Annotated in this window: 26 protein-coding genes; all 26 read left to right on the forward strand. The window is 46.9% G+C overall.

Annotated features, from left to right (window positions below; genetic code table 11):
• The first annotated feature begins 3 nt into the window (after nucleotides 1–3).
• The 26 genes from rpiB to spoIIID all read left to right on the forward strand — a co-directional run bounded on the left by rpiB (nucleotide 4) and on the right by spoIIID (nucleotide 25,559).
• Complete coding sequence (gene rpiB / locus G475_RS0114075) at nucleotides 4–444, forward strand: ribose 5-phosphate isomerase B (protein WP_026701837.1); 441 nt, start codon at nucleotides 4–6, stop codon at nucleotides 442–444.
• 112 nt (nucleotides 445–556) lie between these two features.
• On the forward strand, nucleotides 557–1,111 hold the full coding sequence (locus G475_RS0114080; RefSeq protein WP_026701838.1) for a TIGR01440 family protein: 555 nt from the start codon (nucleotides 557–559) through the stop codon (nucleotides 1,109–1,111).
• 129 nt (nucleotides 1,112–1,240) lie between these two features.
• Nucleotides 1,241–2,482 carry a serine hydroxymethyltransferase gene (gene glyA / locus G475_RS0114085; RefSeq protein ID WP_026701839.1) on the forward strand — a complete coding sequence of 414 codons (1,242 nt, stop codon included), beginning with the start codon at nucleotides 1,241–1,243 and terminating at the stop codon, nucleotides 2,480–2,482.
• Between the two features lie 479 nt (nucleotides 2,483–2,961).
• Nucleotides 2,962–3,591, forward strand: a complete 630-nt coding sequence (gene upp, locus G475_RS0114090; RefSeq protein ID WP_026701840.1) for a uracil phosphoribosyltransferase — start codon at nucleotides 2,962–2,964, stop codon at nucleotides 3,589–3,591.
• Between the two features lie 144 nt (nucleotides 3,592–3,735).
• Complete coding sequence (locus G475_RS25165; protein WP_051302535.1) at nucleotides 3,736–6,000, forward strand: S8 family serine peptidase; 2,265 nt, start codon at nucleotides 3,736–3,738, stop codon at nucleotides 5,998–6,000.
• 440 nt (nucleotides 6,001–6,440) lie between these two features.
• Nucleotides 6,441–6,680 (forward strand): AtpZ/AtpI family protein, encoded by a 240-nt coding sequence (locus G475_RS0114110; protein ID WP_026701841.1) that lies wholly within the window; start codon nucleotides 6,441–6,443, stop codon nucleotides 6,678–6,680.
• Nucleotides 6,677–7,045 carry an ATP synthase subunit I gene (locus tag G475_RS0114115; protein WP_026701842.1) on the forward strand — a complete coding sequence of 123 codons (369 nt, stop codon included), beginning with the start codon at nucleotides 6,677–6,679 and terminating at the stop codon, nucleotides 7,043–7,045. Before G475_RS0114110 ends, G475_RS0114115 begins: the two co-directional genes overlap by 4 nt.
• A gap of 101 nt (nucleotides 7,046–7,146) precedes the next feature.
• Nucleotides 7,147–7,875: a F0F1 ATP synthase subunit A gene (gene atpB, locus G475_RS0114120; RefSeq protein ID WP_026701843.1), complete on the forward strand. Its 729-nt coding sequence runs from the start codon at nucleotides 7,147–7,149 to the stop codon at nucleotides 7,873–7,875.
• A gap of 51 nt (nucleotides 7,876–7,926) precedes the next feature.
• A complete protein-coding gene (atpE, locus tag G475_RS0114125) occupies nucleotides 7,927–8,139 on the forward strand; it encodes a F0F1 ATP synthase subunit C (protein WP_026701844.1) in 213 nt (70 codons plus the stop codon).
• 93 nt (nucleotides 8,140–8,232) lie between these two features.
• Nucleotides 8,233–8,724 carry a F0F1 ATP synthase subunit B gene (atpF, locus tag G475_RS0114130; RefSeq protein ID WP_051302537.1) on the forward strand — a complete coding sequence of 164 codons (492 nt, stop codon included), beginning with the start codon at nucleotides 8,233–8,235 and terminating at the stop codon, nucleotides 8,722–8,724.
• Nucleotides 8,721–9,263, forward strand: coding sequence for a F0F1 ATP synthase subunit delta (locus tag G475_RS0114135; RefSeq protein WP_026701846.1), 543 nt, complete (start codon nucleotides 8,721–8,723; stop codon nucleotides 9,261–9,263). Before atpF ends, G475_RS0114135 begins: the two co-directional genes overlap by 4 nt.
• A 19-nt stretch (nucleotides 9,264–9,282) precedes the next feature.
• On the forward strand, nucleotides 9,283–10,791 hold the full coding sequence (gene atpA, locus G475_RS0114140) for a F0F1 ATP synthase subunit alpha (protein WP_026701847.1): 1,509 nt from the start codon (nucleotides 9,283–9,285) through the stop codon (nucleotides 10,789–10,791).
• 78 nt (nucleotides 10,792–10,869) lie between these two features.
• Nucleotides 10,870–11,730: an ATP synthase F1 subunit gamma gene (gene atpG, locus G475_RS0114145; protein ID WP_026701848.1), complete on the forward strand. Its 861-nt coding sequence runs from the start codon at nucleotides 10,870–10,872 to the stop codon at nucleotides 11,728–11,730.
• A 38-nt stretch (nucleotides 11,731–11,768) separates the two neighbouring features.
• The gene (atpD, locus tag G475_RS0114150; protein ID WP_026701849.1) at nucleotides 11,769–13,181 is read left to right on the forward strand and encodes a F0F1 ATP synthase subunit beta; all 1,413 of its coding nucleotides are present in this window, start codon (nucleotides 11,769–11,771) and stop codon (nucleotides 13,179–13,181) included.
• 28 nt (nucleotides 13,182–13,209) lie between these two features.
• The gene (locus G475_RS0114155; RefSeq protein ID WP_026701850.1) at nucleotides 13,210–13,611 is read left to right on the forward strand and encodes a F0F1 ATP synthase subunit epsilon; all 402 of its coding nucleotides are present in this window, start codon (nucleotides 13,210–13,212) and stop codon (nucleotides 13,609–13,611) included.
• A 1,282-nt stretch (nucleotides 13,612–14,893) separates the two neighbouring features.
• Nucleotides 14,894–15,124 (forward strand): DUF1146 family protein, encoded by a 231-nt coding sequence (locus G475_RS0114160; protein ID WP_026701851.1) that lies wholly within the window; start codon nucleotides 14,894–14,896, stop codon nucleotides 15,122–15,124.
• A 468-nt stretch (nucleotides 15,125–15,592) separates the two neighbouring features.
• A complete protein-coding gene (gene murA / locus G475_RS0114170) occupies nucleotides 15,593–16,921 on the forward strand; it encodes a UDP-N-acetylglucosamine 1-carboxyvinyltransferase (RefSeq protein WP_026701852.1) in 1,329 nt (442 codons plus the stop codon).
• A 116-nt stretch (nucleotides 16,922–17,037) separates the two neighbouring features.
• Nucleotides 17,038–17,163, forward strand: coding sequence for a hypothetical protein (locus G475_RS27910; RefSeq protein WP_267880108.1), 126 nt, complete (start codon nucleotides 17,038–17,040; stop codon nucleotides 17,161–17,163).
• On the forward strand, nucleotides 17,160–18,152 hold the full coding sequence (gene spoIID / locus G475_RS0114180) for a stage II sporulation protein D (protein ID WP_026701853.1): 993 nt from the start codon (nucleotides 17,160–17,162) through the stop codon (nucleotides 18,150–18,152). The genes G475_RS27910 and spoIID overlap by 4 nt, the downstream gene beginning before the upstream one ends.
• Before the next feature lie 701 nt (nucleotides 18,153–18,853).
• The gene (locus tag G475_RS25170; RefSeq protein ID WP_035711279.1) at nucleotides 18,854–19,735 is read left to right on the forward strand and encodes a M23 family metallopeptidase; all 882 of its coding nucleotides are present in this window, start codon (nucleotides 18,854–18,856) and stop codon (nucleotides 19,733–19,735) included.
• A 483-nt stretch (nucleotides 19,736–20,218) separates the two neighbouring features.
• Nucleotides 20,219–20,401 carry a hypothetical protein gene (locus G475_RS0114190; protein WP_026701854.1) on the forward strand — a complete coding sequence of 61 codons (183 nt, stop codon included), beginning with the start codon at nucleotides 20,219–20,221 and terminating at the stop codon, nucleotides 20,399–20,401.
• A gap of 106 nt (nucleotides 20,402–20,507) precedes the next feature.
• Nucleotides 20,508–20,810 (forward strand): DUF4212 domain-containing protein, encoded by a 303-nt coding sequence (locus tag G475_RS0114195; protein WP_026701855.1) that lies wholly within the window; start codon nucleotides 20,508–20,510, stop codon nucleotides 20,808–20,810.
• A gap of 32 nt (nucleotides 20,811–20,842) precedes the next feature.
• Nucleotides 20,843–22,504: a sodium:solute symporter family protein gene (locus G475_RS0114200; protein ID WP_026701856.1), complete on the forward strand. Its 1,662-nt coding sequence runs from the start codon at nucleotides 20,843–20,845 to the stop codon at nucleotides 22,502–22,504.
• Nucleotides 22,488–24,425 carry a DUF294 nucleotidyltransferase-like domain-containing protein gene (locus G475_RS0114205; RefSeq protein ID WP_035711280.1) on the forward strand — a complete coding sequence of 646 codons (1,938 nt, stop codon included), beginning with the start codon at nucleotides 22,488–22,490 and terminating at the stop codon, nucleotides 24,423–24,425. The genes G475_RS0114200 and G475_RS0114205 overlap by 17 nt, the downstream gene beginning before the upstream one ends.
• A gap of 18 nt (nucleotides 24,426–24,443) precedes the next feature.
• Nucleotides 24,444–25,106 (forward strand): 3'-5' exonuclease, encoded by a 663-nt coding sequence (locus G475_RS25175; protein WP_035711282.1) that lies wholly within the window; start codon nucleotides 24,444–24,446, stop codon nucleotides 25,104–25,106.
• 174 nt (nucleotides 25,107–25,280) lie between these two features.
• Nucleotides 25,281–25,559: a sporulation transcriptional regulator SpoIIID gene (gene spoIIID / locus G475_RS0114215; protein ID WP_026701858.1), complete on the forward strand. Its 279-nt coding sequence runs from the start codon at nucleotides 25,281–25,283 to the stop codon at nucleotides 25,557–25,559.
• Nucleotides 25,560–25,616 lie beyond the last annotated feature (57 nt).

Genomic DNA, 25,616 nt, shown 5'->3' on the forward strand with positions numbered 1-25,616 from the left:
CGAATGAAATTAGCAATCGGCTCGGACCATGCTGGTCATAAATTAAAAGCAGAAGTCGTAAAAATCCTCAAAGAAATGGAGATAGAAATCGAAGATCACGGCTGCAATTGTGAGGATTCGGTGGATTATCCGGATTATGCCGCGCCAGTTGCGGAAAGTGTTGCGGCAGGCACCGTGGATAAAGGAATATTAATTTGCGGGACTGGTATCGGCATTTCCATTTCTGCGAACAAAATAAAGGGGATCCGCTGTGCCCTTTGTCACGATGTGTTCAGCGCCAAAGCATCAAGGGCCCATAATAACAGCAATATTCTTGCGATGGGAGAGCGGGTCGTGGGACCCGGCCATGCCGGAGAAATCGTGAAAGCATGGCTCGACACAGAGTTTGAAGGGGGCCGCCATGCCGACCGAGTGGAGAAAATGATGGCGATGGAGGAAAAATAAACAAGCGGGGCCGGCCTCGGGCCCTGCTTTTTTGTATCTTTAGCCGCTTTCAGGGCCGAATTATTCCGAGCCGTCCGGATGTGTGGTATCTTAGAAATAAGAGGTGATCCAGATGAACGATCAAATGAAAGAGTGGCAGACGTCTCTTCAATCATGTCTGGAACTGCTGCGTGAACGGTCGGTACTGGATAACACTAAATTATTGGTGATTGGAGCCAGTACAAGTGAGGTGATAGGCAGCCAGATCGGTTCTGCCGGTTCAGAAGAAGCAGCAGAAGCACTATATGATGTGCTGGCCGCCTTTCAGCAAAAGACAGGGGTTCATCTTGTCTTTCAGGGCTGTGAGCATATCAACCGCGCCCTGGTCATGGAAAGAGCGGCAGCCACGGAATTCCGCTGGGAGGAAGTCACCGTTATCCCGCACCGCCGGGCCGGAGGTGCCATGGCAGCCCACGCTTATGCTTCGCTTTCCGACCCGGTTGTTGTGGAACACGTTCAGGCTGATGCAGGCATTGATATTGGCGATACCTTCATCGGCATGCATCTGAAACATGTAGCCGTACCAGTCCGGGGAAGCGTCTCTTCCATTGGAGAAGCGCATGTTACGATGGCTGTCACAAGACCGAAACTGATTGGCGGAGCACGCGCTAGATACCCAGAAGCTTAATATTTTTATGATTTTTTTAAATAAAATACGGGTTTAAGGAAAATATTCATGTTACAATACCCTATGAATGATGTTAAGGACTTGAAAAAACGAAAGAGAGAGTTCAAGGAGAGAAAGGAGTTACCTCTGATGGAAACAATCAAAACCCAGGATCCGGGAGTATATGCCGCCATGCAGGATGAACTGCAGCGCCAGCGTGATAAAATCGAATTAATCGCATCTGAAAACTTTGTCAGCCAGGCGGTGATGGAGGCGCAAGGTTCGGTGCTGACCAATAAATATGCGGAAGGCTACCCGGGGCGCCGCTACTACGGCGGCTGTGAGTACGTCGATGTGGTGGAAGACCTTGCCCGCGACCGGGCCAAAGAATTGTTCGGAGCAGAACATGTAAATGTTCAGCCTCACTCCGGGGCTCAGGCAAACATGGCCGTTTATTATACGGCACTGGAGCCGGGGGATACCGTACTCGGCATGAATTTGTCCCACGGCGGCCATCTTACTCACGGCAGTCCTGTTAACTTTAGCGGCGTGCAGTACAATTTTGTGGATTACGGAGTAACAAAAGAAGATCAGGTGATCGACTATGATGCGGTCCTCGAAGCGGCCAAAGAACATCAGCCAAAACTGATCGTAGCCGGGGCCAGCGCGTACCCCCGTTCCATCGACTTTAAAAAATTCCGTGAAATTGCGGACGAAGTCGGAGCCTACTTAATGGTGGATATGGCTCATATTGCAGGACTGGTGGCAGCAGGGGTTCACCAGAATCCAGTCCCGCATTCTCATTTTGTAACCACAACCACTCATAAAACGCTGCGTGGTCCCCGCGGAGGACTTGTCCTGTGCGAAGAACAGTTTGCCAAAAAGATTGACAAAGCTGTCTTTCCAGGACTTCAGGGCGGACCGCTGATGCACGTGATTGCTGCCAAAGCAGTTGCCTTTGGGGAAGCGCTGCAGGATGAATTCAAGACATACTCCGAAAACATCGTGAAAAATTCAAAGCGTCTTGGTTCCGCCCTCCAGCACGCCGGCATCGATCTTGTCTCCGGCGGCTCCGACAATCATTTGCTGCTGCTTGATCTGCAAAGCCTCGGCATCACTGGTAAAATTGCTGAAAAAGCACTGGATGAAGTTGGCTTAACCACAAATAAAAACGCTATTCCATTTGATCCGGAAAGCCCGTTTGTCACCAGCGGCATTCGAATAGGAACAGCAGCGGTGACCTCCCGCGGTTTTGGAGAAGAAGAAATGGATGAAGTTGGGGCTGTAATGGCGCTCACATTGAAAAATCATGATCACGAAGAAAAGCTAAAAGAAGCAGCCGAGCGCGTCGATGCCCTCACCGCCAAATTCCCCATGTACCCGAATCTATAAGATAACAATAGGCCGAACGATTCTGATGAATCGTTCGGTTTGTCTTAGGGCGTCGGGGCAACGCGGGCCCTTGGAAGGACAGAGATGCGCTGTGCTGAGCAGGAAGGCGCGTTTAGAGTCTCCTGGGTTGCTGCCAGCTGATTATTGGTCGGACATTTATTCCTCTATTGCTTCGATTTCCCCCATTTTGAAGGCGGGATGGGACATTTATTCCGTTATTTCCTCTTTTTAGCTTAAAAAAAGCGCTCCGGAGCCCTGATAGCGGAAAAAATGTCCGCAAGGGGCCTCGCCTTTAATTTTCACTCTGACCTGTATCCTGTGAAGCACAGTTTAAAAAAATAATCAGAATCGTGGGGCTTTTCCTCACCTCTTGAAGGGAATTTTGTTTTTCTGTAGAATTTCAAAAGAATGGTGTGGTGCGTTTCCAGCACCATTATTATATACCGGGAGGATTCCGGCACAAAGGAGCTAAGCATTATATGGGAAAAGTACATGTATTAGATCATCCGCTGATTCAACATAAGCTGACTTTTATTAGGGATGTTTCTACAGGAACGAAAGAGTTTCGGGAACTCGTGGACGAAGTGGCGACCCTGATGGCTTTTGAGATTACGCGTCATCTCCAGCTTCAGGAAGTGACCGTGGAAACTCCGGTAGGTCCAGCTCAGTCCCATACGCTCGCCGGGAAAAAATTAGGGGTTGTCCCGATTTTACGGGCGGGCCTCGGAATGTCAGACGGCATTTTAAAGCTGATTCCGGCTGCTAAAGTGGGTCACGTAGGATTATATCGTGATCCGGAAACATTAAAGCCGGTGGAATATTATGTGAAGCTTCCCAGCGATGTCGAGGAACGAGAATTTATTGTAGTCGATCCGATGCTGGCGACGGGAGGCTCTGCGGTAGATGCCATCGCAAGCCTGAAAAAACGCGGTGCAACAAATATTAAATTAATGTGTTTGATCGCCGCACCGGAGGGGACGGAAGAAGTGCAGCAGGCCCACCCGGATGTGGATATTTACCTGGCTTCGCTTGATGAAAAATTAAATGAAAAAGGTTATATCGTACCGGGGCTTGGAGATGCAGGAGACCGCCTCTTCGGCACGAAATAAGACAAAAAATGCTTCAGCTGAAGGCTGGAGCTTTTTTGTGTAATAAGAGCGGCGGTCTTTCTGCAAAGGCGGGAAAAGCAGCCTCTGTATAAATCTGTCTCAATGCTGCAACCTAAAACCAAGAGACAGACAGGAGGCAGAGCTATGGGAGCAGAAGCCAGGAGAAAGATCACCACCGTATGTTTGGCAGCATGGATTGTGATCACTTGTTGGGCGGCCGGCGGTCAAAACGCGGAAGCCGAAGAAGAAGCGGCGCTTATAGTAGCGGTCGAGGAAAACGCGTCCTTGGCTGAAGTGCGGCAGAACATGGAAAAGGAAATTCCCGGATTAACCGTGAAGACCACTTATGAAAAAGGCTTCCGGGGCTTTGCCGTAGAAATACCCGGGAATCAAACAGGCGGTTTAAATAAGATAGAAGGAATAGAAAGAACAGACCCTGCGGTAGCTTACGAAACAGAAATAAATGACAGTGTTCCATTTATAGGGGCAGAAGCTGTTCGCGGAGCGTTGGAGGAAAGAGGGGCCAGGCTGACGGGAAAAGGGATAAAAGTTGGTATTATTGATACTGGGATCGATTATAATCATCCGGACTTACACAATAATTATAAGGGCGGGTACGATTTTGTGGATCAGGACAGGGACCCGGTAGAGGGAAAATCTTCAGACGGCGAAGAGCCCACCGTGCATGGAACCCATGTAGCTGGAATTATAGCTGCCAACGGCTCCGTCCGCGGCGTGGCCCCGGAAGCAGACTTATATATGTACCGGGCTCTTGGCCCCGGCGGCCAAGGGTCGACGGAGCAGATTCTGGCTGCTGTCGAAAAAGCAATTGAAGATGAAGTAGATGTGTTGAATCTATCTCTGGGGAGTCCGATCAACGGGCCGGACTGGCCGACGAGCAAGGCCCTGGATAAAGCAGCCGAAGCTGGAATAGTGGCTGTGACTTCAAGTGGCAACAGCGGTCCGTCCATGTGGAGCGTCGGCTCGCCGGGCACGTCAAATAAAGCTATCTCGGTGGGAGCTTCCATCCCGCCGCTTCGCATGCCAAAGCTGACACTGTTTGAACAGCCTGAGCTTTCGATTGATCTCCAGCCCGTACAGGGGACGGCCCCGTGGGAATTTAAACGGGATCTCCCGCTGGTAGACGGGGGGCTGGGTCTGAAAGAAGACCTGCAAAATGTGAGAGGGAAGGCCGTTCTGATTGAACGCGGAGGGATCCCGCTTGTTCGCAAGATTGTAAACGCGAGAAAATCCGGCGCCGATGCGGTGATCATTTATAATAACGTCGCCGGCGGTTTTTTAGCGAAAACGAACGAAGTTCAGCCACTGCCGGCGATCACCATAGCAAAGGAAGAGGGAGAAAAGTTAAAGGAGGCTGTCCAAGCCAACAACGAAGATTATGCTCCAGTACTGCGGACTATTTTGGAAGAAGAAACGGATCATATGGCTTTTTTCAGTTCCAGAGGGCCCGTTACCCAATCGTGGGCGATTAAACCGGACATTGTTGCTCCCGGAGTGGATATTGACTCTACGGTTCCTCAAGGCTACCTTTCCTTAAATGGAACGAGTATGGCTGCCCCGCATATTGCCGGCGCAGCAGCTTTATTGAAACAGGCTCATCCGGAGTGGGAACCGGAACAGGTTAAGGCGGCTCTCATGAATACGGCAGTCACGTTAACAGACGAAGAAGGCAGTGCGTATCCGCCGTTTGTTCAGGGAGCGGGCAGAGTAGATCTTGCCAGGGCTGTGAAAGCCGATACGCTGATTCAGCCCGGCACCCTCTCATTTGGGGTCTGGTCTCTCGGAAAAACAGAAACGGCCCATGAACAGAAAATACTGGTGGAGAATCATTCAAACCAAACCCGCACGTATTCTTTCCAGGTCGATAGAGAACCATTTTTGGGGGTGCGCTGGCAATTGCCGGCAAGTGTTACGATTCCGCCGGGCGAAACAAAAGAAGTAACGATACAGGTGGACATTGACGCGGGGGCTGTGGACTATGATCATCTGCACGGGACAGTACAGGTACGGGGCGGCAGAGAGCCGGTGGAAGTCCCTTATCTGTTGTTTATTAATGAACCCGGATACCCAAGAATCGGCGCGTTTGAACTGCAGCCCTCTTCTGGTTCCGGCTTTCAGTATGAAGCCTATATGCCGGGAGGGGCGGAAGAGTTCCAAATCGCCCTTTATGATCCAGATACCTTTGCCTACGAAGGGATCCTGGATCAGGAGGAAAATGTGGAATCCGGATTGTTCAAAAAGAAACTAAAAAAAGAAGACATTGACGTGCCGGAAGGGTTGTACCGCGCGGTGGTTTATGCAAAATCCGGAAATAAAGAAGAAACCCTTGAAACATTCGTTCAATTAGAACGAAAAACCTTGAACCGCTCCCCGGCACCCCGCTCCTAACAGTTTTCTATATTTCCGCATAAGTTCAAGGCGTCCTTTGCTCTGCCTTGAATTTATGCCGTTTGTAAACTTTTCAAAATAAAGAAAAAAATGGAATAAATCAGCACAGTCTACAATAAATTTGCAGCTATTGGAACTGTTTATTTTCTTGTAAAAATTGTCACTTAATTGCCACAAAAGAAAAACGGGAAAAGCCTATTATGACAAGGACTTTTTCTGTATTAAGGATTGACAGAAGGGGTTGGCTATTGTACGATGACAAAGGGTATGTGAGAGGGTTTACATATTTCGATACTTGCTGATAAGAATGAACGAATTAGCTGACATCGATCTCTGTACAAAACGGATGCTGCCATTTTTCGGCATTTTCTGTTACACGGCCCACTACAGGAAATACCCTTTTCCGGGCTGCCGGGATGTTATGGCGAATGGAGGGCGACATGGCAGACAAGCAAAAGTCTCCAAAACCGTTCCAGTCTGCGGCTTTAACATCAGCCGTGTTGTCGTATTTAGTTGGGCCTCTGTTAATCGGGGTCTTTGGCGGCAGATGGCTCGATGATCAATGGGGCACAGCCCCCTTATTTATGGTCATTGGTCTCCTGGCAGGACTTGGAGGCGGAGTATACGGACTAGTCCGTCTGCTCAACCGTTATCTGGGAAACGGGGACGACCAGAAATGAGCACCTTTGCAGCAGAGACGAGGCGTTATGTTCAGTTGACGTTGTATGTATTAGCGTTGTATGTGGTCGGATGGGGGTTTACTCCATACAGCAGCTTTTTTGCAAGTTTGGTTCTCGGGGCGGTTATCGGCCTTTTTAATATGTGGAGTATGTACCGCGATGTAAAAAAAATTGGAGACGCCGCCGAGAAACAGAAGAAAGCTTTTACCATAGGATTGTTGGCAAGGCTCGCCACAGGAGCGCTTATAGCAGCTCTTTTCCTGCAATTTCCTGAACACTTTCACCTTGCAGGACTTGTTACCGGCATAATGACACCATACATTATCATTCTTCTTCACTCCTTGTTTAAAAAAAAGACCACATAAACATGGACAACCCTTTTCATCGATGACAAACAAAGAGCGAAGAAGCGGCAACAGGGATAGGAAATCAGCATGCCAGTATATAGTAAGGGGGGTAATATGCAATGGACCATGAATCACCAATAGTCCATGATCTGTTTGGGATCTCCGGGTTTCATATCAATCTGTCGAATGTTCTCATGCTTACAATAGCTGCACTTATTGTATTCTGTATCGGTTTTTTCAGTGCCAGAAACTTAAAGATGAAGCCAACCGGGATACAAAATGCATTCGAATGGATTATCGACTTTATAAAGAACACCATTAACAGTACGATGGATTGGAAAACCGGCGAGCGTTTTTTCGGGCTGGGCATCACTATCTTTTTACTCATCTTTGTGGCCAATATGCTCGGTATTCCATTTATGCTGGTCAACCAGGAAACCCATGAATTGTGGTGGAAATCGCCGACGGCCGATCCTGTGATTACGATGACGTTTGCTGTCATGGTTATCGTTCTTACTCATTTTTACGGTATAAAAATGAAGGGTATGAAAGAATACGGCAAGGATTATTTGAGGCCGGTTCCCTTCCTTTTACCACTGAACATTTTAGAGGAATTTGCCAACACGCTGACCCTGGGAATGCGGCTTTTCGGTAACTTGTATGCGAAGGAAATTCTTCTGACGCTGCTTACCAGCGTAGGGGGAGCCAGTCTGCTTGGGGCCCTTGGTGCCGGAATTCCGATGATTGCCTGGCAGGCATTCAGTATATTCATTGGTGCCATTCAGGCGTTTATCTTTTTAATGCTTACCATGGTCTATCTGTCACACAAGGTTTCAGATGAACACTAAAGGATGGAATATCATTATTCATTTATATTTAAATTAAGGGAGGATATTTAAATGGGATTATTAGCAGCAGCAATTGCAGCAGGTCTAGGAGCAATCGGTGCAGGTATTGGTAACGGGTTAATCGTAAAAGGTACATTAGAAGGGGTAGCTCGTCAGCCGGAACTAAAAGGTACGCTTCAGACACTCATGTTTATTGGTATTGCCCTTGTTGAGGCCCTTCCGATCATCGCGATCGTTATTGCATTTATCGTTATGGGGCAGTAGAGCGGCACCGTCAAATGGTTAATGTTAATGGCGAAGTCCGTAGAGCGACGCTTCGCCATTCCTTTTGTATAACAACCGAAAGGAGTGAATTCCGTGCCAGAAGTCATTTATTGGGGAGATGTAGTATTTTCTCTTGTAACCTTTATTATCCTTCTGCTGATCCTCCGCAAATACGCGTGGGGACCTATTATGAACATGATGAAGGAACGGGAAGAACATATTGCTTCTGAAATTGAAACGGCCGAGAAAAACCGTCAGGACTCAGAAAAATATTTAGAAGAACAGCGCCGGGAAGTGGAACGCGCGCGCGATGAAGCGCAGTCCATTATAGAGAATGCGAAAAAGACCAGTGAAAAACAGGGAGAAGACATTATTGCCCAATCGAGAGCAGAAGCTGAGCGTCTCAAAGAAAATGCACAGGCCGATATTGCCCGTGAAAAAGAGCAGGCTATAGCCGAATTGCGCGAACAAGTTGGAACCCTCTCTGTGATGATTGCATCGAAAATCATCGAAAAAGAGCTGGACGAAAAAGAACAGGAACAGCTCATTGAAGATTATGTCAAAGAGGCAGGCGACCGGCTATGACAAGAGCAGCAGCAAATCGGTACGCTCAGGCCCTGTTTGAACTTTCAAAAGAAAAGAACATGCTGGAGCAGCATCGTTCTGAACTGACAGCGGTGAAGGAAGTATTTACGGAAAATAAGGAGCTTCTTGAACTGCTTGAACACCCAAAGGTAACGAAAGAGAAGAAGGAAACTCTGCTTAACGATGGGTTTGCTGCTGTCAGCGACTCAGTACAGCGGCTTCTTATGCTTATGCTGGAAAAGAAAAGAATCGATTCCGTGGTTTATATGATAGACAAGTTTGAAGAACTGGTGGACGAAGAGTGGAAAGTAGGGCACGCTCTTGTGACTACGGTTAAACCACTTTCAGAAGAAGAGCGGGACATGATTTCTAAAACATTCGCTGAAAAAGCCGGCAAAGACACCCTTTATATTAAAAATGAACTGGATCCTGATCTGATCGGCGGTCTGAAAGTTCATCTGGGAGATATGATTTTTGACGGCAGTATAAAAGGTCAGCTGAATCGAATGGAACGTAATCTGGTCTCCGGAAAACGATAGAGGATAGGGGTGAACGTTAATGAGCATTAAATCGGATGAGATTAGCTCTCTCATAAAGCAGCAGATTGAAAATTTTCAATCTGATGTCAAAGCGAACGAAGTAGGAACTGTCATCCAGATTGGTGACGGGATTGCGCGTGCTCATGGCCTGGAGAACGTCATGGCCGGGGAACTGGTTGAATTCTCTAACGGCGTCATGGGAATGGCGCAGAACCTGGAAGAAAATAATGTTGGTATTATTATTCTTGGACCATATACAGACATCCGCGAAGGCGATGAAGTAAAACGGACCGGACGTATAATGGAGGTACCGGTCGGCGAAGAACTGCTGGGGCGCGTTGTAAACCCGCTGGGGCAGCCTTTGGACGGCCAGGGTGCAATTGAAACCACAAGAACCCGACCGATCGAAAGTCCGGCGCCCGGGGTCATGGACCGTAAATCTGTGCATGAACCGCTGCAGACAGGTATTAAGGCCATTGACTCCATGATTCCAATCGGCCGCGGCCAGCGTGAATTGATTATCGGGGACCGCCAGATTGGGAAAACATCTATTGCCATGGATACTATTATCAATCAGAAAGAGGAAGATATTCTCTGTATTTATGTTGCGATCGGCCAGAAAGAATCCACGGTTTCCGGAGTGGTGGAAACGTTCCGTCAGAAAGGCGCCCTGGATTACACGATTGTTGTTAACGCAGGGGCTTCCGACCCCGCACCGCTTCTATACCTTGCGCCGTATGCCGGGGTTTCCATGGGTGAAGATTTTATGTACAACGGAAAGCACGTACTTGTCGTTTATGATGACCTGACCAAGCAGGCAGCGGCTTATCGTGAACTTTCTCTCTTGCTCCGTCGTCCGCCGGGACGTGAAGCATTTCCAGGGGACGTATTCTACCTGCATTCCCGCTTGTTGGAACGTTCCGCGAAATTAAGTGATGAAAAAGGAGCCGGATCGTTAACCGCGCTTCCATTTATTGAAACCCAGGCCGGGGACGTTGGTGCTTATATTCCAACAAACGTCATTTCCATTACCGACGGTCAGATATTCCTGCAGTCCGATTTATTCCACTCTGGTGTCAGACCTGCGGTGAACCCGGGAATTTCAGTATCCCGTGTCGGCGGTTCCGCCCAAATCAAAGCGATGAAAAAGGTCTCCGGGACTCTGCGTCTGGATCTGGCATCCTTCCGTGAATTGGAAGCTTTTGCTCAGTTCGGTTCTGATCTTGATGAATCTACGCAGGCGAAACTCTCCCGCGGGGAACGTACCGTTGAAGTGCTGAAGCAGGGACTGCATCAGCCGCAGCCGGTAGAAAAACAGGTGGCTATATTATACGCCCTCACAAGCGGCTTCCTGGATGACATTCCGGTAAAAGACATTCAGCGTTTTGAGTCTGATCTTTTTGTTTACCTGGATTCCAACCATAAGGAACTGCTGAATTCGATCCGCGAAACCGGCCAGCTTCCTGAAAGCGAAGACTTCAATAATGCGATTGAAGGATTCAAAAAGACATTTAATGTATCGAAATAACAGCGGGGAAGCACGCTTCTCCGCCCACTCCTAACGTTTGTTCAGCGGTACCAGTGTAAAAAAAGGTGGTGAAAACAGGTGGCCTCTTTACGTGAGATTAAAAACCGCATTGGCTCAACAAAGAAAACGAAACAAATCACCAAGGCAATGGAGATGGTTTCAGCAGCAAAGCTGAACCGGGCTCAAACCAATGCGCAGGCTTATGAACCTTACACGAAAAAGATCCGGGAAGTGGTAGCCGGTATTGCATCCGGTAATTCCGGTGCCAGCCATCCGATGCTGGAAGAAAGGCCCGTGAAAAAAACAGCATATATTATGATGTTTTCCGACCGGGGTTTGGCTGGGGGTTATAATGCCAGTCTGCTTCGCTCTTTTCTCGATAAGATTGAAGAGCGGCATAATTCCAAAGAGGAATACGGTGTTATCGTTTTAGGCCGGATCGGAAGGGATCTCCTCAAAAAACGCGATATCCCGGTGTTTGACGAAATTAGCGGACTTCCGGATGAGCCTTCTTTTCAGGATATTAAAAATATTACACGGCTGGCAGTGAATATGTTTGCGGAGGAAGAAATCGACGAACTGTATATGTGGTATAACCATTTCGTCAGTGCGATACAGCAGGTAGTTACCGAGACAAAACTGCTTCCGTTGATAGATCTGTCGGAAGACACAGAAACCACGTATAGTTACGAATATGAACCTTCCGAAGATGCCATTTTAGAACAGCTGCTGCCACAGTACGCAGAAAGTTTGATTTATGGGGCGCTGCTTGATGCCAAGGCTAGTGAATTCGGTGCCAGAATGACAGCCATGAGTTCGGCAAGTGATAATGCGGATGAGATTATAGATAACCTGACGCTGTCTTATAATCGGGCGAGACAAGCTGCGGTCACCCAGGAAATCAGTGAAATTGTCGGCGGCGCAGCTGCCCTTGAATGATAGTTTGGTTGCACAAGACTTAGATAGGAGGGAAAAATATGAGCAAAGGACGCGTTACCCAGGTTATGGGACCGGTAGTTGACGTTAGTTTTCAAAGCGGCGAACTGCCGGAACTGAATAACGCTCTAACTGTTTCCCAGAAAGGGCAGTCCGAGGACATTAAAGACGTAGAAGTCGCCCTTGAAGTTGCGCTGCATCTAGGAAACGATACAGTACGCACGGTTGCCATGGGTTCCACAGACGGACTGATCCGGGGAGCAGAAGTAACAAATGAAGGCGGCCCTATTTCTGTTCCCGTAGGGGAAGAAACCCTTGGACGAGTATTTAACGTACTCGGGGAAACAATTGATGAAAGAGAACCAATTGGACCGGAAGTGAAAAAGGATCCTATCCACCGGGAGGCTCCAGCCTTTGACGAGCTGTCCACAGAGACCGAAATTCTTGAAACTGGAATAAAAGTCGTTGATCTGCTTGCTCCATATGTTAAAGGTGGTAAGATCGGCTTGTTCGGCGGTGCCGGTGTTGGAAAGACCGTTTTGATTCAGGAATTAATCAATAACATTGCCCAGGAACACGGCGGTATCTCCGTTTTCGCAGGGGTCGGGGAACGGACCCGGGAAGGGAACGACCTATACTTTGAAATGCAGGAGTCCGGGGTTATTAATAAAGCAACCATGGTGTTTGGTCAAATGAACGAGCCGCCTGGTGCCCGTATGCGTGTTGCATTGACAGGTCTAACCCTCGCGGAACATTTCCGTGATGTCGACGGGGCCGACGTACTGCTCTTTATTGATAATATCTATCGTTTTACACAGGCCGGCTCAGAGGTTTCCGCCCTGCTTGGCCGTATGCCGTCAGCGGTTGGTTACCAGCCGACGCTTGCAACAGAAATGGGGCAGCTGCAGGAACGTATTACTTCCACCAAGAAAGGGTCTGTTACATCGATCCAGGCTATCTATGTACCGGCAGACGACTACACAGACCCAGCCCCGGCCACTACCTTTGCCCACCTGGATGCTACGACAAACCTGGAGCGCCGTTTGACAGAGATGGGGATTTATCCAGCGGTGGATCCGCTCGACTCCACCTCGCGGGCCCTGGCTCCTGAATATGTTGGAGACGACCATTATCAGGTGGCTCAGGAAGTACAGCAGACTCTTCAAAAATACAAGGAACTGCAGGACATCATCGCAATTCTTGGTATGGATGAATTGTCAGAAGAGGACAAACTGGTGGTACACCGCGCACGCCGTATCCAGTTTTTCCTTTCTCAGAACTTCCACGTGGCGGAACAGTTTACAGGACAACCCGGCTCCTATGTACCGGTAAAAGAAACAGTACGCGGTTTCCGTGAAATATTGGACGGCAAGCATGATGATGTTCCGGAAGATGCTTTCCGCCTCTGCGGCCCGATCGAAGACGTCACGGAAAAAGCCAAGGCGTTGTCCTAAGCGGGAATGCGGATAAGGAGGATTAATCATGTCGACGATAAATGTCAATGTTGTCACTCCTGATGGCGCGATTTATGAAGGGGACGTAGAAATGGTGAGTGCTCGTTCTCAAAGTGGCGAACTGGGCATTCTCCCGGGACACGTCCCACTGGTAGCACCGCTTTCGGTAGGCGCCGTCCGCCTTAAATATGAATCAAGAATCAATCTTGTTTCGGTAAGCGGCGGCTTTATTGAAGTTCGTCCGGACAGCGTTACGATTCTCGCTGAAGCGGCTGAAAACCCGTCGGAAATTGACGTCGAACGTGCCCAACGAGCGAAGGAACGGGCAGAGGACCGGCTCGACCGTGCCACGCAGGAAGATATCGACTTTAAAAGAGCACAGCTTGCACTAAAACGAGCCTCAACCAGACTCGATGTAGCAGGCAGATAATGGATAAATTCATATCATAAAGTACAAAGGCTGCATTACAAACTCGTCCTGCCCCGCCTTTGTGCTCCGCCTCGTGCAGGCCCAAACCAAATGGTGTAAGCCGCGTTCGCCAACTCCCGCTCATGGGAAATCGGGAGTTTTAAGGACGCTTGAAATCGGGGGGAATATCAAAAAGCTGTTCCACGCTTGTATGATAGCGCCAGGAACAGCTTTTTTTTGAAGAAATGGAGAAGCAGTGTCCTCCAGGATGCCCATGGAGCCCGTTAATTCAATATAGTTCCATTGTAGCGTCCTCCAGTACCTCCGGCTGATCCAGCAACAGCTCTGTCCATCAGCTGATGACAGCCTCCACTGCGACAGAGGTAAGCACTGCAAACAAAAGCTGCCCGGGTTTCTTCGTCGTTTTTTATAAGGTACCTATTTTCCACATGTGGTCGCCATATACGACAAAGGCTCCCTTTCTATTCTGTATTTTTTCGGGATATTTCTCGGGAAATAATAAACGGCTTTGGGGTAAATAAGGCTGCGGGTATTTTTGAAGAAGAGACGAGTAAAGGGACAAAGGCATGCACGATGTAAACAATGGAAAAAATAATTTTTTCATGCTGCAGGGCTTCTTTTTTTATGTCTCCCTACATATGTTCCATTGTATTGATATACGCACGAAATATGGTAATATTTTCCTTTCCATAATACACAGTGTCTGCATAAATAAAGAAATATCTAGAAAATTTATTATTTTCCCTGCCTTCCCAGCATATTCTTTGTAGAATTGATACCCTTATGCATTATCTCATATTTCCGGGAAGCTCAGACTTTTTCCATAACCAAAGCAGCTATCTTTACATTTTTTACGTATTCATGTCTTCCCTTTCTATGGGAAGGGACTAAATACCTACGAACATAAGATTGGAAAAAGAGGTGAAATCCTTGAAAATATAGGGTTTATAAACCGTTCTCATTTTTAATTTGATATTACAACTAAGTTACAACTTTGCTCTTGAATGTAATATAAATTTAAAAAATATTCATTTTATATACAAACGTCTGTTTATTTTTATTATAATGGTGGTATATCTTTTGTGTCATGGTAATGAAGACTAAAATTTTGCTGAAAATTCCGGAGTTCACTTTTATTACAAATCTCTATATGTAAGATTTAAACAATTCATGGTATAATGAGTTGATGTGATTGATGGGTAAAAGGGCTCTTTTTATTTTCAGGAAAATGCCCTATGATACATTTCGGACTGTCAAACAAGGCGGTTAAGGAGTTTTCAAAATGAATCCTGAAGGGCAGGAAGCGGTCTTACATATTACTGTGAATCTTATCTTTTTAGTGATTGTCTGGTGGAGTTTACAATCCTTTCGATTTGATGTTTTTGTCCGCAACCCGGAAGGACCGAAAGCGAAACTGCTTATGGTGCTTGTTACCATCGCGGTCAGCCACCTGGTCAGTTCGTTTTTTATTGAATATTTACAGGGGTCCTTAATGTTAAGGTATCTTTTTTAAGATGCCCCTTCATCTTCCATGTATGTCCTTCTTTGCAACGGTGAAAATGAATAATAAGAGGATATATGATGGAAAAGGTGAATCCCGGTAAGTATGTCAATGTTTGTCCGTTTACAGGCAAAGTTTTCATGAAAGCCGCTGAACTTTTGCTTGTATTCATTTTTACTGCTTTTTTTTGTCGAAGAAAGAAGATTTAAGAAGAATCGGGTCGGGAAATAAAGGCACCAGGTTAAATGAATGTGTAACCCCTGATGAAATACAACGACTCATAAATGGCAGCTTCCACAGGATACAGAAGAATGGGCACCCGTTTCCTAATCGGACAGGGCACGCCTAATTGGACTAATGAATATGTATAAAACAAAGTGATTTATCCTGCCTGTATCAAAAGATAAAAGCTGAGCAGGAGACCCAGTTTTTATTTTCAGAATCAATATAGAACAATAAACGGACGCGGAGGGGAATACGTTGGAAAAAATATTAGTAAAAGGAGGGAAGCGGCTGAAAGGAAAGGTAAAAGCAGAAGGAGCAAAAAATTCTGTACTTCCGGTGATAGCCGCTTCTCTCCTTGCTGAAGAAGGAACGAGCACTATATATGATGTCCCAACTTTAGCTGATGTATTTACAATGAAAAATGTACTGACCTATATGGATGCGGATGTGACTTTTGATAACGGAGTATTCACTTCGAACGCAAGCGGGTCACTGACAACAGAAGCTCCGTTTGAGTATGTTCGTAAAATGAGGGCTTCCTTTTTAGTAATGGGACCGCTGCTTGCAAGAAAAGGCTGCGCTCATATTGCGCTCCCCGGCGGCTGCGCTATTGGATCCCGCCCCATTGACCAGCATTTAAAAGGATTTGAAGCAATGGGGGCAACGGTGGAAATCGGAAATGGCTATATTGAAGCCAAAGTGAAAGGCCGGCTGCAGGGAGCCCGGATTTATCTGGATTTCCCAAGTGTAGGAGCCACGGAAAATATAATGATGGCTGCTACCTTGGCTGAAGGCACCACCATTCTGGAAAACGTGGCAGAGGAGCCGGAGATTGTTGATCTTGCCAATTATTTAAACGCGATGGGCGCAAAGGTTCGCGGAGCCGGCACCGGCACGATCCGGATTGAAGGGGTCGAACGAATGCAGGGCGCTGTTCATTCCATCATCCCTGACCGGATTGAAGCGGGATCCTTTATGATCGCCGCAGCGATTACCGGCGGCGAGGTGTTTGTTGAAGGAGCGATTCACGAGCATATCCGTCCGCTTGTGGCTAAACTTCGGGAAATGGGCGTGATCATTGAGGATCATGATAATGGTATGAACGTTATCGGACCGGATATTTTACGTCCTGTTGATTTAAAAACAATGCCGCATCCCGGTTTCCCAACTGATATGCAGGCCCAGTTTATGGCTCTGCTAACCCAGGCCAAAGGTACGGCTGTTATCACAGAAACCGTGTTTGAAAACCGCTTTATGCATGTGGAAGAATTCCGCCGTATGAATGCGGATGTAAAGATTGAAGGAAGAGCAGCTATTGTAAGCGGGCCGACCCGCCTGCAGGGAGCCGAAGTGGCAGCGACCGATCTTCGCGCCGGTGCTGCACTGATCATTGCCGGCCTGGTGGCAGAAGGGGAAACAGCGTTAACCGAACTCAGACATCTGGACCGCGGTTACGTGGACTTTCACAAAAAACTGCAGAGTCTGGGAGCAAGAATTGAACGGGTCGAAGTAGCAGAAACCTCCGACATGGATGAAACAGCCGCCGCCACAGAACAAGAAGTACTACGAACCGTTAACAATTAAAAAATCAAACAGCCAGCTGCTATATAGCAGCTGGTTTTTTTTGTTTTGTGGAAATGATTACGTTCCTGCTGCTTTTGTAAAAAAGGCTCTGCCGGTGGAGGGAAGTGGAAAGACTCATGAAAATAACGGAATATTATAAAAGAACGACAGCTGCTTCGATGGGCGGTCATACCTTCAGGGAACGCGGCATACAGATAAAAGGTGTCGGCAGTATGTTTAGGAACAGGAGGCTGTTTGCATGAAAAAGGGAGTTCTTGTCTCCGTGCTTCTCATTACCCTTTTTTTTCTTATCCCCGTGTTGTTTGTGGGACTTCCGGATAAGAGTGAAAAAACATGGACTGAATCCGGGGAGACGGCAGAGGATTCAGAGCAAAAGCCATTAACTCAGCTGGAACAAGAAGAAAGGGAAAAAAGCATACCGGTCTTCCGGAGTGAGACAGAAACGGTCGAACAAATGAATTTAGAAGAATATGTAGCCGGGGTAGTGGCCTCGGAAATGCCGGCAGAATTTGAAATGGAAGCACTGAAAGCCCAGGCGCTGACGGCAAGAACCTATGCCGCCAAACAAATGGCTTCCCCCGCTGAAATTAACCTTCCAGAAGGAGCTTTGGTGACAGATACTCCCATGCATCAAGTATATCAAAGTGAAGAGGAACTAAAGGAAAAATGGGGAGAAGACTATGAGTGGAAGATGGATAAGGTGAAAGAAGCTGTACTTGCCACAGCAGGGCAGGTGTTAACGTTTGAGGGACAACCAATTACAGCAGCTTTTTTTTCAACGAGCAATGGGTATACGGAGAATGCGGAGGACTACTGGCAAAACTCTGAGCCTTATTTGCAAAGTGTGGAAAGTCCCTGGGACAAAGGATCTCCCCGTTACGAAAACGTAACACGAATTCCGGTGGAAGAACTGGAGCAGACCCTGGGTGTTTCTCTGCAAAACGGCGAAGCAGGAACGATTCTAAGCCGTACCGATGGAAATCGGGTGGAAGAACTGGAACTGGGGGATCAAACGTTTAACGGGCGGGAAATTCGCGAGAAGCTGGAACTGGACTCAGCAGATTTTTCGATCACCCGCGAAGGCAATAACGTGATTTTTTCAACCAAAGGCTGGGGTCACGGGGTCGGGATGAGTCAGTATGGCGCGGATGGAATGGCGAAAGAAGGAAAAAATTATAGAGAAATCGTAAAGCATTATTATAAAGGCGTGGAAATATCCAGTTTATCGTAGGGAAAGCAGAAGTCTAAGTAACGTTCGTGCCCACGGCAAAGGAGACACGGCGATCCAAAGGGAGCCGATGTCGCTCTTGTGCTCTGGAGTGCAAAGGAGACACAGCCATCCGAAAGGAGCTGATACGACGCTTGTACGCTGGAGTGCAAGAGCGGCGAGTACAAGAGCCGAAATCGCCCTTGTGCTCTGGCAGTCAACTTCTAAGTGACAAGGACGGTGGTTAAGCGGGGTTCTCAACGGCCGTTTTTCGAAGGAATTGGCACAGTTCAAAGAGGTATCGGACATTCTCTGGATCAAAATGTCTATAAATAGCTGTATTAGAGACACAAGATGGAAGAAAGAAGATAAAATGGCTGATTGTGAGATATAAAGGACAAAATAAAAAGCCAACGCTTGCCAAATGGCATTAATATTCGTTTATTGAACACTTTCAAATCGCTCCTGTCTCGAAACACCAATCGTGTAAGCCAGGAAGGTTTCAGCTCGCCGTGTTGAGGTTCCGCTGACGTACAGGTTTTAATAGAAGAACCTTTATTCAGGCGGACGCCTTGCGCTTTTCTTATGAAAAACAGCTAAGGAGAGCAAATTCGGCCGTTTCCATCCTTACAGAAGAAACCAAATAACAAAAATTTCTTATAATTTTAAAGGAAAAGGTATAATTTTCCTCGCACCTGATCACAATGGGTGCTGAGGTGATAATTATGAAAGATAAAGAAAAACAGCAGTCTGCTGCCCGCGAAACCAAAGGAGCGAAAAGCAAGCTGCGGAAATGGTCAAAAAATAAATGGTTTTGGCCGGCGGCTTACTTGAGTGCCTGTGCTGTTCTGTTAGGTACTTACTTCCTTATTCAAAGTCCGGCAGGAACAGATCAGGCAGAAGAGGAACAAGAGCCGATTGGAGAAGAAGAAGACTTTGCAGGTGGTAATGGCGAGACAGGCGAAGAGGACAGTATGCCGACTGCTTCCGGGGATGAGACGATGCAAATGCCGGTTACTGATGAAGAGAGTGTAGATATCATAGGGTATTATTACGATCATGATGCAGCAGCTGAAGAACAACAGGACGCTCTCGTGTATTATAATAATATGTACTATCAGAACAAAGGCATTGATATCGCCGGCAGCGACGGCGAATCATTTGAAGTTACAGCAGCAGCTACTGGCGAGGTTGTGAATGTAGAAGAAGACGAAATTCTTGGACAGGTCGTAGATGTTAAGCATACTGAAGATATTGTCACATCTTACAGCAGTCTCGAAGATGTAAAAGTGGAAGAAGGAGATACGATTACGCAGGGGTCGGTTCTTGGAATGGCGGCAAAAAATTTGTATAACAGTGACGCTGGGGTTCATGCCCATTTTGAAATCCGCAAAGACGGCGATCCGCTTAATCCAAACGATGCGTTTCATCAGTCTCTCCAGGCATTAAGCACCTCTGACAATAATGAGGAAGAACTTGCTCAGGATGAAGAGGCTAATCCGGATGAAGATTCCTCCACCCTGGAAGAATTCCCGATTTTAGACGGAGATGAAGAAGGGGAAGAGGGAGAGAAAGAGAAAGAAGAAGACAAAGATACCGAAGAATAATGATCGAAAAGGGCCGTGCCAAAAAGGACGGCCTTTTTTTTGTTAGATAAGATAGTTTAAAAAGTTGGTGTTTTCGAGAGCCAGCTTCAGCGCCCATAGAGTCCGAATAGCGGCACAAATGTCCGAAAAAGATGCCACAGCCCGTTTATACGGCCACTTAACGGAATAAATGTCCGCATCGTCCATACAAAGGCAAGGGCAGGATCTTCCGGGGGTATGCCTGATGGGCGGTTGCTTTTAGGGATTTTACCGGTCTGAGTCCCCGTCAGAGTTCCATTCTCTTATCTTTGTTTACATAAAAAACGAAGTGTATCAAAAAAGTGAACTTTTTGTTAATTTTTTAGAAAAAATTAGTTGACGATACCACAGAAAATTTGAAATAATGTGTATTATAACAAACAACAAACTGATTAGAAACAGTTAGCCGGTAAACGAACCTTTGCCAAACTGTATAGTCCTTCATAAAAAGAGAGGTGTAGATAGATGGCGATACTTATCAGTTTCTGGGTGTTGGCGATTGCTTCGATAGTCGGCATGATCAAGTGGAAAAAACCACTGTTATTAACTGTCCCATTTGCAGCAATGGGAATTTACCTCCTTATCCAAATTATAATGGTTCCCCTTCCATTCTGGGACACCATTCAGATGATATTTGGATTAAGGTAATGTTACAAGGCATTTTTGAAAGCGATTACAAATAAGGAGGGATGCAGTTTATAAGGGAGTGGACGTCCGTAGTAAGAGATTAACATACTAAATGGAGGTGTTTACGTTGAAAAAAGTGGAAAAGGATGTGGCAGAGGCGTATTTCCGCACAAGGACCCTACTAATTATTGTATTTTTGAGTATCGGTTTCCTGGTGTCATTTGGTGTGGCAGCATTTGCTGAATTTTTCTCCCAATTCAAATTTTTAGGAGTGGAGTTCCATTATTATATGGGCTCGCAGGGGGCTGTCATTGTCTTCATATTATGCCTGTTTTTAAATGCCATATTAAGTGACCGTATCGATAAGAAGTACGGAATAGATGAAACAGCAAATACAGCAATCAGTAATAGAAAAACCAGCGAAGAATAACTGCTTAAAAAACAAAAATGGGGGGAAATTTAATGGATTCGCAGATGCTGGTATCATTAGGTTTAATTTTAGCAACGTTTGCATTATATATTGGCATTTCGGTATATAATAAAGCAAAAGCTACTTCCGATTTTTACGTGGCAAGCCGCGGCATCCCGCCTTTGTGGAACGGGATGGCGATCGGCGGGGACTGGATGAGCGCTGCCTCCTTCATTGGTATGGCAGGTACTCTGATGGCGCTTGGTTATGATGGTCTTGCCTATATTATGGGGTGGACGGGGGGCTATCTGCTGCTTACCTTCTTATTAGCCCCGCAGCTTAGGAAATACGGCCGGTTTACGGTGCCTGAATTTATTGGGGACAGGTTTTTGAGTAATACAGCACGGTTGATCGCTGCCATTGCGACCGTTATTATTAGTTTTACTTATATTATCGGGCAGTTGTCCGGTTCCGGGGTGGTTATAGGAAGACTGTTTAATATCCCGGCGATGTACGGCACGATGATCGGGGTGGTCATCATTGCGATTTATGCCACCCTCGGCGGAATGAAGGGGGTAACCTGGACACAGGTCGCCCAATACCTGATTTTGATCATTGCCTATATTATTCCCATTATATTCATGTCTCTGCAGGTTACTCAAAATCCCCTGCCCTGGCTCACATATGGAACGGTGGTAGATGAAATTGGGCAGATTGATCAAGAGCTGGGATTGTCAGAATATTTCGCTCCTTTTGCCGAAAGTGATAAAAGTCAGTTTATTGCCCTATTGTTTACTTTAATGGTTGGCACATCAGCGCTTCCGCACGTCATTGTCCGTTTCTTCACGGTAAGTACAATGAAAGCGGCGCGCTGGAGCGGTGCGTTTGCCCTGCTTTTTATCGGGGTTCTTTACTTGTCGGCACCGGCGTATGCCGCCTTTTCCCGGTTCATTTTGATGACACAGGTGGCCGGAAGCCCGATGGATGAACTGCCGGGCTGGACACAGAGCTGGATTAATACGGGGCTTCTGGAAACGGCGGATCAAAACGGGGACGGTATTTTACAATGGACAGAGCTTTCCGTTGGGGAAGATATCGTGGTCATGGCAACGCCGGAGATTGCCAACCTTGGAATGTTTGTGATCGGACTTGTGGCTGCCGGAGCTATGGCTGCTGCCTTATCGACGGCAGGCGGCTTGTTAATCACTATCTCGTCTTCCTTTGCGCATGACATTTACTACCGTCTCTTGAAGCCGGATGCAACAGATGCCAAACGGTTGAGAGCGGGAAGAATTGCGATTGTCCTGTCTACCGTTATAGCTGGTCTGGTCGCCCTGGATCCTCCGGGAGTTATCACTCAAATTGTGGCCTGGGCCTTCGCGCTGGCGGGCGGAACATTCTTCCCCGTATTGTTCCTTGGAATCTGGTGGAAACGAATGAACACCCAGGGAGCCATTGCCGGCATGCTGATTGGTCTGGCCAGTACGCTCACTTATATTTTCCTGGCGATGAATGGTATCATGCTGTTTGGCATTCAGGATACAGGGGCCGGCTTAATCGGCGTACCAATCAACTTCCTGGCCTGCGTTCTTGTTTCCAAAAATACACCGGCCCCGCCGCAGCATCTTCAGGATGATGTCATTGATCTGCGGTATCCGGAACAAATGACCTACAAAGATGGTGAGGTATGGATGAACGATGGAACAGGAAATTAATCCGTATTTTAAGCAAGTGAATCAACATCCCTTATTCAGCGGCACAAGTGCCGCTGAATTTGGTGATTTAATGGAACGCTGCCAGCTCCGGGAATATCAAACGGCCGAAAAAATTTTATATTCCCAAAGCCCGAGAGACGGCTTTCTTTTGATGCTGGAAGGCGTAACTGAAGTGTATGTGTCCTTTCACGAAAATGATAGGAAGAATGAAGTGCTGGAAGTGCTTGAACCAGGTGAAATTATTGGTTTTTCCAGTCTTGCTGATTTTCTGGGGGAACCGGCAGTTAGGGAGAACCCATACACGGTCGAGGTACAGGCGGTGGAAAAAGCCGTTTGTCTGCACATTCCAAATGATGTCCTGCAGGCCGTCTGGCATCGGGAAGAAGTACGGGATTATGTGCTTCGACAGGTATCGGTTCGTCTCCGGGATATCTACACGTCGCTTGCGGAACAGGTTCACTTAGCCGCCAGGTGGGGAGAAAGCGATCCCTTTATTCAGCGGGTACAGGACATGATGACAACGCCTCCGGTGATTGTTTCAGAATCCACTCCTGTATCCGAAGCAGCCGAGAAAATGATACAGAAAAGTGCCAGTTCCATTATTGTGGAGGCAGATTCTGGGGAGATGACTGGGATCATTACGGAAAAGGACTTGGTACAGCGGATCGCAGCTTCGCAAAAAGCAGGAACAGAGACCGTGGCATCTATCATGAGCCGGGAACCATACGTTATAACCAGACAGGCCTATTATTATGAAGCGATGTCAAGTTTTTTAATGAACGGAGTTAAGCACCTGCCTGTTACGGACGATTATAATAGCAGCAAAGTGGTCGGCGTGATCACCCTTTCTGACTTATTAAAAAATAAAAACCGCGGCAAATTCGATATTCTTAAAGAAATTGAGACAGCGGATGCCGCGCATCTTCCGGATATTAAATATGCTATTTACGATATTCTGGAGACCCTGCTGCACGATAGGATCCCAGCTCTGCATATTCTCAGAGTGGTGACCAGGCTGTATGACCGGCTGGTCCGGCAGTGCGCAGATATAGCAGAAAGAGAAATACGGAAGAAACACGGAGAGCCTCCCCTGCCTTACGCATTTTATTTAATGGGAAGCGGCGGCCGCGGCGAACAATTTATGCTTTCTGATCAGGACCATTTTCTCGTCTACGGAGAACCCGGGAATGAAGAGGAAAAACGGGAAGCAGAGCAATATTTTCGTGCCCTTGGAAATGAAATTGTCCTTTATCTGGAAAAGGCTGGCTATAAGCGCTGCGATGGCAATATGATGGCTAGTGAATCGAATTGGAGGGGGTCCGTTTCTGATTGGGGGGACCGTCTTCGGATATGGGGGCTTAGGGCCACCAACCAAAACATTCTGCTTGGCCATAATTTCCTGGCCTTTCGGTTTTTATACGGAAATCGGCACCTTCATCAGCAGTTTCTTACTGCTGTGGAGCAGCAGTTTGAACGTTCCAGGATCTTTTTATACCGGGCGGCGGGACAGGAAAGACTTCAGCCTGTCCCTTCCCTGGATCACCCTGTTCGTGCGTTATTCCGGGTAAAAAGACATCACATCGATATAAAAAAACATGCACTTTTCCCTTTTCATCACTGCCTTCAGATTCTTGCCGCCCATCATAATATCTTTGGGAAAATGCCGCTGGACATGATAGAAGCCCTCCAGGAAAAACATGAAATGGAGGAGACATTTGCAGAAGACCTGAGATTCGCTTACGAAACAGTGATACGAATACGAATGGAACAATCGTGGAGCCGGTACCAGCGAAAAGAAGGAAATTCAAGTGAGATCCTCTTTACGCAGATGAAAACCAGTGACAAAGAAGCTCTCATTATCGCCTTAAAAACACTGCGTTCTTTGCAGACAAAAGTGTTAACTACGTTTGGGATGACATAATAAAGGAGTCGGCAGACCATGTTTTGGAAAAAAAGAAATCTCCCTTACAGGTTAAATAAACAAATACCGCTGAACACCCTTTTAGAAGACATGACATTTACGGTTTTTGATACGGAAACGACTGGATTTGCCGTGAGCGGCGGGGACCGGCTGATTGAAATTGGCGCTGTGCAGGTGAAGGGTCTGCAGATGACAGAACATACTTTTCAGACATATGTCAATCCGGATCGCGATATTCCCCGGGAAATAATGGACCTCACCGGCATTCGACAAACCCATGTGAAGGATGCGCCCCGTTCTCTCGAAGCGGTAAATAGGTTTTACCAGTTTGTGGAAGATAACCAAAGCCAAGGATGGATTGGCCATTATCTGGCCTTTGATCTCATGGTGCTGAAAAAAGAACTGCAGCGCTGGCAGCATACATGCCAAGAACCAATAGGTGTGGATACCCTCGATATCATTGGTTATTTAAATCCCTCATGGGATATGAGGGATCTGACTCATTATGCGCGTCAGTTTGGTGCTAATATATACGAACGCCACAGCGCGCTTGGGGACGCCCTGACTACCGCTTCCTTGTTTATTGAATTATGTTATCATCTCAAATACCGCAACAAGCAGACCCTCGGTGATTTATTAGAGGCAGCGGGAAAAAATTCCGGAAAAACCACTTCTTATTAAACCCTATCCAATGCTCACCAGCAAGGGATTGGGCGGGCATCTCTTCAGAATTTTTCGGTTATTAAAAAATTTATATCCTTTAACCCCTTGTCCTATCAGACTTTTTGGTATATCTGCCGCCTCTCTTTAATAAACTGTACTAATTCACCAAGAATGCAGTAGGAGGCGAGTGGTGTGCATGATTACATCAAAGAACGGACCATCAAGATGGGCAGGTATGTTGTCGAAACTCGCAAAACCGTTCGAACAATAGCTAAAGAATTTGGAGTCTCGAAGAGCACTGTTCATAAAGATTTAACAGAAAGGTTGGCGGATATTAATCCGGAGCTTGCAGAAGAAGTGAAACATGTGCTGGAGTATCATAAATCCATTCGTCATTTGCGAGGAGGAGAAGCGACAAGAACCAAATATGAGAAGGACCGTCAGACTCTGGAAAAGGAGCCCTCCCTCTAAACCTACCCGGTGAAGGCTGTCTTAAAAGAACAAGCCCCTTTCTTTTAGACAGTCTTT

Source organism: Salibacterium aidingense DSM 18341, assembly GCF_000429685.1.
Lineage (GTDB): Bacteria > Bacillota > Bacilli > Bacillales > Marinococcaceae > Salibacterium > Salibacterium aidingense.